The sequence below is a fragment of the Pseudoalteromonas sp. PPB1 genome, from assembly GCF_015356275.1.
Classification (GTDB): domain Bacteria; phylum Pseudomonadota; class Gammaproteobacteria; order Enterobacterales; family Alteromonadaceae; genus Pseudoalteromonas; species Pseudoalteromonas rubra_D.
On the sequence record NZ_JACEQV010000021.1, the window covers coordinates 64,709 to 77,757 of the forward strand.

The 13,049-nt window shown below is 42.7% G+C and carries 9 protein-coding genes; all 9 read right to left on the reverse strand.

The window, feature by feature from the left end; genetic code table 11:
- Positions 1–172: 172 nt before the first annotated feature.
- The 9 genes from IY568_RS18655 to IY568_RS18695 all read right to left on the reverse strand — a co-directional run bounded on the left by IY568_RS18655 (position 173) and on the right by IY568_RS18695 (position 13,043).
- Positions 173–2,119 carry a polysaccharide biosynthesis protein gene (locus IY568_RS18655; protein WP_194868375.1) on the reverse strand — a complete coding sequence of 649 codons (1,947 nt, stop codon included), beginning with the start codon at positions 2,117–2,119 and terminating at the stop codon, positions 173–175.
- A gap of 325 nt (positions 2,120–2,444) precedes the next feature.
- On the reverse strand, positions 2,445–3,452 hold the full coding sequence (locus IY568_RS18660) for an NAD-dependent epimerase (RefSeq protein WP_125559011.1): 1,008 nt from the start codon (positions 3,450–3,452) through the stop codon (positions 2,445–2,447).
- Positions 3,453–3,464: 12 nt separating this feature from the next.
- Positions 3,465–4,631: a nucleotide sugar dehydrogenase gene (locus tag IY568_RS18665; RefSeq protein WP_125559009.1), complete on the reverse strand. Its 1,167-nt coding sequence runs from the start codon at positions 4,629–4,631 to the stop codon at positions 3,465–3,467.
- Between the two features lie 52 nt (positions 4,632–4,683).
- The gene (locus IY568_RS18670; RefSeq protein ID WP_125559007.1) at positions 4,684–6,624 is read right to left on the reverse strand and encodes a polysaccharide biosynthesis protein; all 1,941 of its coding nucleotides are present in this window, start codon (positions 6,622–6,624) and stop codon (positions 4,684–4,686) included.
- 991 nt (positions 6,625–7,615) lie between these two features.
- On the reverse strand, positions 7,616–8,809 hold the full coding sequence (locus tag IY568_RS18675; RefSeq protein ID WP_138536062.1) for a UDP-N-acetylglucosamine 2-epimerase: 1,194 nt from the start codon (positions 8,807–8,809) through the stop codon (positions 7,616–7,618).
- The gene (asnB, locus tag IY568_RS18680; RefSeq protein ID WP_125559003.1) at positions 8,809–10,566 is read right to left on the reverse strand and encodes an asparagine synthase (glutamine-hydrolyzing); all 1,758 of its coding nucleotides are present in this window, start codon (positions 10,564–10,566) and stop codon (positions 8,809–8,811) included. The genes IY568_RS18675 and asnB overlap by 1 nt, the downstream gene beginning before the upstream one ends.
- Before the next feature lie 2 nt (positions 10,567–10,568).
- Entirely contained in the window at positions 10,569–11,120 is a 552-nt protein-coding gene (locus IY568_RS18685) for a sugar transferase (protein WP_125559001.1), read from the reverse strand.
- A gap of 8 nt (positions 11,121–11,128) precedes the next feature.
- Positions 11,129–11,941, reverse strand: a complete 813-nt coding sequence (locus IY568_RS18690) for an aldolase/citrate lyase family protein (protein WP_125558999.1) — start codon at positions 11,939–11,941, stop codon at positions 11,129–11,131.
- Positions 11,934–13,043, reverse strand: a complete 1,110-nt coding sequence (locus IY568_RS18695) for a glycosyltransferase family 4 protein (protein ID WP_125558997.1) — start codon at positions 13,041–13,043, stop codon at positions 11,934–11,936. The genes IY568_RS18690 and IY568_RS18695 overlap by 8 nt, the downstream gene beginning before the upstream one ends.
- Positions 13,044–13,049: the final 6 nt, after the last annotated feature.

The following is a 13,049-nucleotide window of genomic DNA, read 5'->3' on the forward strand; positions in this document are numbered from 1 at the left end:
TAATTTTGTTTTGGAGTGCTTTAGAACACTATAACATCAAGGCAATGACTGTAGCGAGAGAAATGGAGTCATAACATCATGTTCTCACGATAACTTCACGACATGAATTGAAACTGTGGGGTGCTTTCATACAATCAAAAGCCCCGCTAAATACGCAGGAAAGGTAAGGCAACTACAAGTTCGCTCTCATTTTAACAACCTCCATCTCCATTGATAACCTGGCATTCCATACCAAATCACAAATTCCATCTGTTGGGTTGAATCCCGTAGGTGCATCCAGCAGTAACTGACGAATTTGCTCATGCTCAAAGTTGTGGCAAGCAATATCCAATGCATCCAAAAATACTTTTAACTCTTCTAATGGCAGCATCACTTCTTTTGCTGTCATTATCCGCTCATGGGACGTCTCTTCTACATTTTCACCAATCAGTAACTCTTCGTACAGCTTTTCTCCCGGACGCAGCCCTGTACACATTATCTGAATATCTCCATGCGGATTCGCGTCGCTTTTAACTTCCAGACCCGACAAATGCACCATCTTCGTTGCCAAATCTTTGATCTTAACCGACTCCCCCATATCAAGCACAAACACATCGCCCCCCTTACCCATAGCGCCTGCCTGAATAACGAGTTGCGCTGCCTCTGGTATGGTCATGAAGAAGCGTGTGATATCCGGGTGCGTCAGTGTGATTGGCCCACCTTCTTTTATCTGTCTGCGAAACAACGGGACCACTGACCCGGATGAGCCCAGTACGTTGCCAAAACGCACCATACAAAAGCGTGTTCTATGTTTTCCTCGCTCTTTATCTTGTGCAAGCCCTTGTAAGCATAGCTCAGCCATTCGTTTCGTCGTCCCCATCACATTCGTGGGCCTGACCGCTTTGTCTGTGCTCACCAGTACAAAGGTTTCTACGTTGGCATTTATGGCTGCGCGTGCAGAATAATAGGTGCCAAATACATTGTTACGCACCCCTTCAACAACATTGTGTTCCACCAATGGAACATGCTTATAAGCCGCTGCGTGATATACCGTTTGCACACCAAAGGAAATCATACAGGTCTCTAACCTGTTTATGTGCTGCACAGACCCCATTATTGGGATCAACTCTATCTCTAACCCTTTTGATTTTATCGCTTCGCTCAGTTCTTTTTCTATCGAATATAAAGCAAACTCGGTTAACTCAAATAATACCAACTTGGCCGGCGATTGTTTTATGATTTGGCGGCATAGCTCAGAGCCAATTGACCCACCGGCGCCTGTCACCATCACCGACTTGCCTTTGATATTTGCGTCCAGCAGATCCTGTTTAGGCGATACAGGATCGCGGCCCAGTAAATCTTCTATTTCAACATCTTTTATTTCTTCTAATGTTGCCCGGCCTTCTACAATGTCGACCATACCCGGAATGGTCATCACCTCCACAGGCAAGTTTTCCAGTTGCGCCAGGATCTCTTTACGCCGTGAACGAGATTCACCTGGCATAGCCAGTAAGATTTTTTTGACCCTGTTACGTTCGATTAAACTGAAAATCCCCTCAAAAGCAATCACCGGGATCCCTTGTAAGATAGCACCATGTTTAGACGGGTCATCATCTATAAATGCACTGACATAATACTCTTCACCCGCCGCGATTGCTGGAGCCAGCTGCCGCCCAGCCGAGCCTGCGCCATAAACCACAACCGGTGTTTTATTGACTGTTGCCAAATGGCTCACCATCGCACGCACCGCAATGCGTGAACCACCCACAGACAGAATTAATAACCAGGCATAGATCAATGGCATGGTGCGGGGAATGGTCACATAGGTGAAGAATGATGCCATCACCAGCGCCACGGTACTTATCACAGTCCCAACTATCACCGCGCCGACAGCATGTGCGCCTACATAACGAAGCACAGCGCGATACAAGCCGACTTTGATAAACGCCAGCAAACTCACGGGCAGTAACAAACTAAGCAACAACCAGTTCTCAATAACAAAGAAAGGAGAAAAACTATCAAGCCTGACCACAAGAGCCAGCCAAAATGCACTGAAAATAAAAACGGAGTCTATTAGAAGTGTGAGCGCACGCTTTTTTGAGCGAGATGCATTAAGAAGAGAACTGAACCAACTATCCACTGTAAATCCTTGAGCCAAAGAAGTTCAATTACACAAAGTAACTATACAGTTATAGCTAATAAATATACACAGATATCTGATAACTGTCGAACTGAATTCAGCCTACGCACGAGAAAGACAGGATAAACACACCAAGAAACCTTGCAAAACTATGGGCATATTAATTAAAAAGTGCGGATTGCTTGGCAGGGAAGGATATTAAGAACGAATGCCACTGATTTATTTCCAGCGTACCTAACCCAAACTGAAGCCTGAGAACATCCGGCAGAAAAGCGGATAATTGCCAGGCCCCTGTCTGGGCAAGATAAAAGACTTACTGATAAATCTATACCTTATAGAAGTCTTTGTACCATTTTATTAAGCGTTTTACGCCTTCCTCAACACCAACCTGAGGCTTATAACCCGTTGCTTCAAACAGATCATCAGTATCGGCAAACGTTTTATAAACATCGCCTGGTTGCATTTCTCTAAAATTCTTAGCAGCCTCGATACCTAATTCGGTCTCAATTGCTCCAATGAACTCCATTAGATTAATTGGGCTACCATGGCCTATGTTATACACACTATAAGGTGCCGAACTTGATGCTGGCGTGCCAGATTCGACTTTCCAAGTTGGTTGACGAGTGGGTATTACATCAGCGATTCTAACAACGCCTTCTACGATATCATCAATATAAGTAAAGTCGCGCCACATATCACCGTTATTATTTACGTCGATAGTTTCACCTTTCAATATTTTGTTAGTGAAAATATACGGCGCCATATCAGGCCTGCCCCACGGTCCGTAAACGGTGAAAAAGCGTAACCCTGTTGTCGGCAAATCATAAAGGTGTGAGTAGCTGTGCGCCATCAACTCATTTGACTTTTTAGTAGCAGCATAAAGAGAAACAGGGTGATCAACAGAGTCGCTGGTTTCAAATGGCGTCTTTTCATTCAATCCATATACAGAACTTGATGACGCATACACTAAATGCTTCACTGCGTTATTTCTGCAACCTTCAAGAATATTCAAATGACCAACGAGGTTACTATCAGCATATGCATGCGGGTTTTCAATCGAATACCTGACTCCTGCTTGTGCAGCTAAATGAATAACGATATCGAAAGATTCATCGTCGAATAATGCTGCAAGTTGATCTCTGTTGGCAATGTCCGTTTCTATAAATCTAAAGTTTTCGTCATGCTCAATATTTGCCAAACGAGCATGCTTTAAGCTCACGTCATAGTAATCGTTCAAGTTATCGATACCAACAACCTGGTGTGCTTGCTCCAACAGCTTTTCACATACAGCGGCACCAATGAAGCCAGCTGCACCTGTTACTAAGTATTTCACTATTAATCCTTCCTAATCATTGCCAAATAAATCACGGGTATAAACTTTACTTTCGACATCTAACAACTCATTCGTCATTCTGTTAGAGATGATTACATCAGAAGACGCTTTTAACTCTTCGAGTGAACTTACAACTTTAGAGTTAAAAAACGAACTTTCTTTTAAGGTTGGTTCATAAATGATCACCTCGATCCCCTTGGCCTTAATGCGCTTCATAACACCTTGAATTGCAGAAGCCCTAAAGTTGTCGGAACCTGATTTCATCACCAATCTATAAATACCCACGACCTTTGGTTCACGCTTTATAATCGAATCCGCAATAAAATCTTTGCGCGTCGTATTTGCGTCAACAATCGCACGGATCATGTTATTTGGCACATCTTTATAATTTGCTAATAACTGTTTTGTGTCTTTTGGCAAGCAATAACCACCATAACCAAAAGATGGGTTGTTGTAATGAGACCCAATTCTCGGGTCTAAACCAACCCCTTCAATGATCTGTTTAGCATCCAGACCATGGCTTTCAGCATAACTATCCAGCTCATTAAAGTAAGCCACGCGCATAGCCAGGTAAGTGTTTGAAAACAACTTGATCGCTTCAGCTTCAGTTGCGTCAGTAAACAACACTTGTGTATCCTGTTTTTTCGCCCCTTGCTGCAGCAATTGCGCAAAAACCTTAGCTCTTTCGCTTTGCTCACCAACGATAATCCGGGATGGGTGCAAGTTATCGTAAAGCGCTTTTCCTTCTCTCAAAAATTCAGGAGAGAAAATAATATTATCGACACCAAACTTTTCATTCACTGAGGCTGTGTAGCCAACCGGTACGGTTGATTTGATAACCATCGTTGCGCTAGGGTTAATTGCCAGAACATCTGCGATAACGGACTCAACGCTACTTGTATTAAAAAAGTTTGTCTCTGGATCATAATCTGTAGGTGTCGCTATGATAACGAAATCACTATCTTGCAGAGCCAACTCTTTGTTCGTAGTCGCAGTAAAGTTGATATCTTCATTCTTCAAAAAATGAGTAATCTCTGTATCAACAATGGGTGATTGCTTATCCAATAAAAGGTCAACTTTGCCTTTATCTATATCAACGGCAACAACCTCGTTATGCTGGGCCAGCAATAGCGCGTTTGACAAGCCAACATAACCTATTCCAAAGACAGTAATCTTCATCAAAAATCCATTACATTCAAAACGTTAATAAACTAAGCTAAGAGTGAGCTAACTATTTAAAACTGATAACCTTGCTCTCGCTCGCTTCTATTTTGGCATTCCATACCAAATCACAAATTCCATCTGTTGGGTTGAATCCCGTAGGTGCATCCAGCAGTAACTGACGAATTTGCTCATGCTCAAAGTTGTGACAAGCAATATCCAATGCATCCAAAAATACTTTTAACTCTTCTAATGGCAGCATCACTTCTTTTGCTGTCATTATCCGCTCATGGGAAGTCTCTTCTACATTTTCACCAATCAGTAACTCTTCGTACAGCTTTTCTCCCGGACGCAGCCCTGTACACATTATCTGAATATCTCCATGCGGATTCGCGTCGCTTTTAACTTCCAGACCCGACAAATGCACCATCTTCGTTGCCAAATCTTTGATCTTAACCGACTCCCCCATATCAAGCACAAACACATCGCCCCCCTTACCCATAGCGCCTGCCTGAATAACGAGTTGCGCAGCCTCTGGTATGGTCATGAAGAAGCGTGTGATATCCGGGTGCGTCAGTGTGATTGGCCCACCTTCTTTTATCTGTCTGCGAAACAACGGGACCACTGAACCGGATGAGCCCAGTACGTTGCCAAAACGCACCATACAAAAGCGTGTTCTATGTTTTCCTCGCTCTTTATCTTGTGCAAGCCCTTGTAAGCATAGCTCAGCCATTCGCTTCGTCGTCCCCATCACATTCGTGGGCCTGACCGCTTTGTCTGTGCTCACCAGTACAAAGGTTTCTACGTTGGCATTTATGGCTGCGCGTGCAGAATAATAGGTACCAAATACATTGTTACGCACCCCTTCAACAACATTGTGTTCCACCAATGGAACATGCTTATAAGCCGCTGCGTGATATACCGTTTGCACACCAAAGGAAATCATACAGGTCTCTAACCTGTTTATGTGCTGCACAGACCCCATTATTGGGATCAACTCTATCTCTAACCCTTTTGATTTTATCGCTTCGCTCAGTTCTTTTTCTATCGAATATAAAGCAAACTCGGTTAACTCAAATAATACCAACTTGGCCGGCGATTGTTTTATGATTTGGCGGCATAGCTCAGAGCCAATTGACCCACCGGCGCCTGTCACCATCACCGACTTGCCTTTAATATTTGCGTCCAGCAGATCCTGTTTAGGCGATACCGGATCGCGACCCAGTAGATCTTCTATTTCAACATCTTTTATTTCTTCTAATGTTGCCCGGCCTTCTACAATGTCGACCATACCCGGAATGGTCATCACCTCCACAGGCAAGTTTTCCAGTTGCGCCAGGATCTCTTTGCGCCGTGAACGAGATTCGCTAGGCATAGCCAGTAAGATTTTTTTGACCCTGTTACGTTCAATTAAACTGAAAATCCCCTCAAAAGCAATCACCGGGATCCCTTGCAAGATGGCACCATGTTTAGACGGGTCATCATCTATAAATGCACTGACATAATACTCTTCACCCGCCGCGATTGCCGGAGCTAACTGCCGCCCTGCCGAGCCTGCGCCATAAACCACAACCGGTGTTTTATTGACGGTCGCCAAACGGCTCACCATCGCACGCACCGCAATGCGTGAACCGCCCACAGACAGAATTAATAACCAGGCATAGATCAATGGCATGGTGCGGGGAATGGTCACATGGGTGAAGAATGATGCCATCACCAGCGCGACGGTACTTATCACAGTCCCAACTATCACCGCGCCGACAGCATGTGCGCCGACATAACGCAGCACAGCACGATACAAGCCAACATTAATAAACGCGAACAAACTCACGGGCAGTAACAAACTCAGCAACAACCAGTTTTCCATTGCAAAAAAAGGCGAAAAACTATCAAGCCTGACGACAAGAGCCAGCCAAAATGCACTGAAAATAAAAACGGAGTCTAATAGAAGTGTGAGCGCACGCTTTTTTGAGCGAGATGCATTAAGAAGAGAACGGAACCAACTATCCACTGTAAATCCTTGAGCTAACGAAGTTCAATCACAACAGTGATTGAGATACAAACAACAGGTATACACAATTATCTAACATCTGTCATTTTAGATTTGTTCATAATGGTCGTGCAAATACTTTAACAAAATTGCTTTCACAACCCCATATAACCGTTGTACTACATCTTTTGCCGGCTTTGCCATGGAAAGTATCTTCGAATTGCTACACACTTTCCTGCCAGCTATTATAGTCAACATTATCATAAATAAGCCAAAAACCACTCTGGCTAAGTACCTTCTGGCACTACCTATCTAGTCACGCAAACTGACAATTTTACGTTGACCTTATAGTCGCACCCAGCAGGTCAAAAATTTGGTTTATCAAAAGCGCCGAATTATTGCGATTTTCTGTTCAAAAACCATCCCATCACGAAAAACTACTTACCTATAAGTACACCAATTTGGTTGATGTACAAGTTGCCCCAAATACCTAAATCAAGTACTTGGTTTTAAGTCTGTAATGTTTCCAGGAATCGTGTTCGCCATTAGCAATACAGCACACTGGAACCAACAACAATTCTGAAGCAGTTTTTTGACAGATTTAAGACAGGTTATCAGCTTATGATCATTTAGCATGGCACTTGCTCCCTGTTCGCCACAATTTATTTCGACATCCCAGTCTGTTTGGACGCAATCATCTACAGATGATAACGCTTACGAGTTAAGCTACATAGCAAGATTATGCCAATAGCCCTCTACCTAAGTGGTAATAAATGCTATGCTACGAACGCCTTCATCATTATGTATGATACCACATTCCCGCCTTCGCATTCACCCTTTTAAAATTCCATTATTTCATGGTGTTATCTATCATAGATACAACACAGCAATTGCATGTAACAACCGAAGCATCCGGTTATTGCATGCTGAGCGCGGAACCCGCTCTAGCACTAGTGCAAAGCTATTTGACAGCTCAGCACTAGTCTAGGACTCATAAGCTAGCCAACTACACTCAATTGCTTAACAGTGAGTGGCAAATACGCTTAATATTATCCGTCGCTTTTCCTTCATAAATATCGAGCGAAGAAACTTGTTCTGCAGATTTTAATACCTCATCAAGTGCCGCAGGCAATTCATCCGCTGTTTGCACCCCAACTGACATTGCGAGCTTCTCGTAAGATGCAACGACGCGATAAACGGTGTTCTCTAGGGTAATCAATTGAGCACCCAGTAGAACCCCCTCCAGACCAACTGTACTCACTGCTGTGATGACAATATCAGTATGCATAAGCAATTCATGCAAATCTTCACTCGGCGGTGACACTTTAACATTTGAACATTCTGAATAATCAATATTAAAGTTAGGATGGCCTCTGAAGGTCATAGAGATTGACTCTTTGCCAGCCAATTGATTGAGCACTTTCCTGACATCATGTTCAAGCTCAGGATCAGCTGTAACCTCTGGAAACTTTGGATGTGAAGCCGGAAGCGGCACATCAGCATACAATATGTTGACTGTACTTCTATTGCGTTTGTTGTTCTGCCACTCCGCCTTTCTGAGCTTCAGTGAGTCAAAAACTGGAGAGCCAGTGACGACCACGTCTTGCTCCGAAAATGCACTGGCATCGACAAGCTCTTTTTTCATCGCTTCATTAATTACGCAGATCTTAGATGCAACTTGTTGTTTGGCAACATCTAAGACCCCCCCACCAATCCACAAGTTGTCAGCGACACAGACCGAAGGAATACCGCGTTGTTTTGCAACAAAAAGTGCGGCTCTTTCCGACCGTGGAGAGTTTGTTGCAACAACCAAGTCCGGCTTGATCACATCGAACACCCCTCCCATGAATCTTGTCGGAAAAAAACACCCTCTACCTTCTTGTTGGTATTTCTCTCTGCCTTTAGCGTCGCCATGCTCCATGAGCAACTCTTGAAAATTCACGCCCATATAGGCAATCGTTTCATCTAGATCTAAAGCATTCATGTTTGCAGACAGTTCCTTCCCCAATCTAGCGGCTTCAGAACCGATAAGCTCAGGAAAGTCAGAATATGAGAGGAAAGGAATCCCTTCCTCCTTGAGATATTCTCGCGCGCTGGTGAAGGCTAAAATCGCAACATCAAAATCATTTGTTAATGTAGGGTACAAATGCTTTATAATCTTGACGTGGCCTCCGCCATAACACACCAATAATATCTTTTTTTTCATTAGTCTAAGAACCTTCTACACCACAGTTCAAACGCCATCAACGCCCTTATTTCTCGTGTGTTGTTTTCCCGGTCATTCACATGGTCTTCAAACAAACGCGCGACAAAGTCATAGTTAAAGAAACCACGAGCTTGCGTTCTTGGACTAATTAACAAATCTACACACAGGTCTTTCAATGTCGTTTTAAACCAATCACCGATAGGCACCGTAAACATTTGTTTCTTCCTGTACGCCAGGTCCGTTCCTATCAGGTCTTCGACCGCTTTCTTGTAGATGTACTTTGTTTCGGAGTTTCTGAGCTTGAGCTCACCAGGCATGCTAAAAGCAAGCTCAATCAATCTATAGTCCAAAAACGGGGCGCGATTTTCAATTGAAACAGCCATACCCGTTCTGTCTGGTTTCACCAGGTTATTACCAGAAAGAAGTAGCTGAGTATCAATATAAAGTGCCTTATTAATATCATCCATATGCTGTACGTCAGAAAGCAGCGGCTCAAGCCTCTCTTTTACAACTTCTGAACGCAAATTAGATCTATACTCGTCAGTCAGTAACTGATCTAGTTTGTCTTTCGGAAATAACGTCAGCTGTTTGTGATAATCAGCATCGAAATTATGTGCTCTATTGTCTTTAAAGAAGTGCAGGTATTTATCATAGCCAGCAAACAGTTCATCGGCACCATCACCCGTCAGCACCATTTTCACATCAGCGGCAGCCATTTCTGCCACCTTATATGTAGGCATAAATGATACGTCACCATGAGGTTGGTCACAGTGATAAAGTACCTTTTCCCACAGATCCAACATATTAGGATCTACTTTCTTCAAATGATGCTCTGTAGAGAAACGAACTGCCGCCTCCTCTGCATACGGAGACTCATCGTACTTTTTATCATCAAAACCAATACTATAGGTTTTTACAGGCTCACTAAGGTGCTTTGCCATCAGGCCAACAACACTACTTGAGTCAACCCCGCCGGACAAAAACGCACCGAAAGGTACGTCTGCACGTAATCTGATCCGAACAGCATCATCAAGAATGGTGTTAAACTCAGAGATCCACTCTTGCTCTGTTTTGTTTTGAGTTTCTACTTTACTCAAATCCCACCACTTCTTCGAAGAAATGCCTTGCTCGTTTATTTCTAGGTAAGAACCGGTTTCAACATGGAATATGTTTTCGAAGATAGTTCTGGGCTGCGGAATATAGTTAAACGAGAAGAATTCCTCAATTGCTTGTGAGCAAACAGGCGGTTTATCAATAACCTTCAGTATCGATTTAATTTCAGACGAGAATACTAAACTGTTGCCATCATAGAAATAGTGCAACGGCTTTTCACCCACCCTATCTCTAATTAAATACATTGTATTTTTATTTTTATCAAAAATAGAAATGGCGAACATACCATTGAGCTTGGAAATGCCGTCTATCCCATCACGCTCATAAAGTCGTAAAATAACTTCAGTATCGCAGTGAGTTTTACACTCAAAGCCCTGCTCGCTTAATTCATCGGCCAACTCTACGTGGTTAAAGATTTCACCATTTTGAACAACAACGATATTGCCACAGTCAGAAACAAAAGGCTGCTGACCATGCTCAATATCTAGGATCGCAAGCCTTTGGTTACCCAATGATAATTTAGGGGTAAAGTAGATTCCCTGGCCATCTGGACCTCGATGTGAGATGGCTTGCCCCATAGACTCAATTTGATGCTCTGAATATTCTACATTTGAGAAGCTGTAGTGCCCAAAGATACCGCACATACTCAATATCCGCCTTTTACAATAACTTGTTTAACTGTTAACAGAACCAATTTGATATCCAAAATCAAATTAGAACGCTTTGCGTAATCTAGATCTAGCTCTAGCCTTTGTTGCATCGTTGCGCTTGATCTGTACATGACCTGTGCCAACCCGGTTATACCAGGTTTTACTGAATTTCTTAGCTGCCAGTCCTCGGCTGTATACTCCTTGACCTGTTGTGGGACATTTGGTCTCGGCCCAACAACACTCATATCTCCTTTAAGCACATTTAGTAACTGAGGCAGTTCATCAATACTGGTTCGTCTAATAAACTTGCCAATTTTAGTAATGCGGGGATCCCCTACTTGGGTTGAGTAACCACCTATCTTATCTGCGTTCGCAACCATAGAACGAAATTTGTACAACTTAAACGTCTTACCATTTAATCCGACCCTGTCCTGTAAATAGAACGCAGAACCACCGTCTTTTTTGATGAGAACCGCCGTAATAATGAATACAGGGAATAAAAGTACAAGGCCAATTAAGGAAGAAACTAAATCGAATAATCTTTTCACTTTTCCACCTAGCCCACAATTGCTCGAACGTTACGACAAAAAGTGTCGTGGAGCTGATTCAAACTTGTCTTATCACTGGACAACAGCTTGTCTCTGGCTGCATTCAGTGCCTTAAACTCTTCACTAAATTTATCAAGGCATAGTTCCCCATCAGTTCCCAGTGAAATCTGCTGATGAAATGCTCTGGAAAGAATTACACCGCGAGACCCCAGTCTAACATGCTCAGCCATAACCAGTTCTCCGTCAACTTCCCCGGATCCTACCCTTGCAATTCCACCGATACCAAATGGCTTCTTAAACCCGGCAAGCCGTTGCTCCAGATATCCACTTTCAAGCAACTGAAACATGAACTTTAAGCCCATCTCTAAATGCAGGTCATTCAATCCAATATGGACCTCATCTACATATTCACAGTCATCGAGTTCTTGCAAAATATTCGAGGCATCAATGGTCTCAACCAATGGGATAAACTTCGCTCGCCCAGCAATCAACTTACCAACACTTTCAATTTCCGACATTGACTTAAACATTGGCAGCATGATGATATCAGCGCCACGGTTAATCACTTCCTCGATTTCTTCAGCAGAACCACTGAAGTAAGGATTTATTCTCACCAAAAGTTCAGAGTTCTTCAATGCTGCCTTGACCGCAGAAACATCTGCAAGAGAATGATGACTGATAACCGTATCAAGATGGCCTTGCCTGGCATTTTTGCCGTTGATCTCAAGATCGACAAAAATCCGATCAACACCACAAGTATCTAACCCAGCTGCGATAACAGGATTGTTTGTTATCATCAAATATTTAAAACTATTATCCATCTTCCCTATAAGCCTTTTCTATTCTGTCACACACTTTTTCTGAGGTAAGTTGCTCTAACACGAAGTTATACGCGTTACTTTCTCTTTCTCTCATCATAGAGGGGTTATTTGACAAATATTCGATTTCTGACACCAGTGAATCTATATCATTAGGCTCGAACACTTTCCCCGCTTTTCCGTCGTTGGTCAGCTCTTTCAGACCACTGATATCACTACCAATCCAGGTTTTTCCTAAGGCCATTGCTTCAACAATTGCATTTGGGAAAAGCTCGCCTTTGACTGAAGGTTGTGTGTAAAGATCGAAAGCCATATGATATGTTTCCGACTTCATTACTCGTCCTACAAAAACCACATGTTCCGCAACATTTAACTCATCTGCAAGTGCTTGCACACGCTCAAAATCTGCTCCATGCCCAACTAACATCAACTTATATTTACTGTCTTTTTCAAGCAGCTTAGCTAGTACTCTGACTAGCACGTCTTGTCCCTTCCAACCGGAAAACGCACCAACATGGCCTATTAAAAAGTCAGAAGGTTTAATGTTGTATTCGGCTCTGACCTTTTCTTTTGACAGTGAATTCTTATCAAAAATATTTAGATCGGCACCATTGAAAGTAACACTGATTTTCTTAGGATCTGCACCGACTCTAATCAGTTCTTTTCTCGCAAATTCGCAAACTGCGAGAAGCTTAGCTGGGTAGATCTTATATATCCAGTTTCTATATTGATGCGAAGGTCTTAGCTCAATTCCTCTCACACTTCTCACAATAGTGACTTTTCGACCAGCTAATAATGAAGCAAAGTATGCAATAAAACTACATGCTCCATTGTGTGTATGAACAACATTTATATTATTATCCTTAATAATATTCTTTATGTGGCTAACAGACTTAAAAAAGGATCCAATACCGCGTTCTAATCTAGCTAAACTAGGCACCTCAATAAATTCAAATCCATTTTCCTTTATTATATCATCCATATACCCCTTAGCGCCGGCAAAATAAGACTCATAACCTCTTTCTCGGAATTGGAGTGCGATTTTTAGAGGTTGAGTACCTGGACCATTATCTAAGTACTCGGATCTCATATGCAATACGTTCATACATCC

Coding starts and splice junctions, on each gene's coding strand:
- IY568_RS18665 (WP_125559009.1), bottom strand. CDS start 4,631: ATGAAGATTACTGTCTTTGGAATAGGTTATGTTGGCTTGTCAAACGCG.
- IY568_RS18675 (WP_138536062.1), bottom strand. CDS start 8,809: ATGAAAAAAAAGATATTATTGGTGTGTTATGGCGGAGGCCACGTCAAG.
- asnB (WP_125559003.1), bottom strand. CDS start 10,566: ATGTGCGGTATCTTTGGGCACTACAGCTTCTCAAATGTAGAATATTCA.
- IY568_RS18690 (WP_125558999.1), bottom strand. CDS start 11,941: ATGGATAATAGTTTTAAATATTTGATGATAACAAACAATCCTGTTATC.
- IY568_RS18695 (WP_125558997.1), bottom strand. CDS start 13,043: ATGAACGTATTGCATATGAGATCCGAGTACTTAGATAATGGTCCAGGT.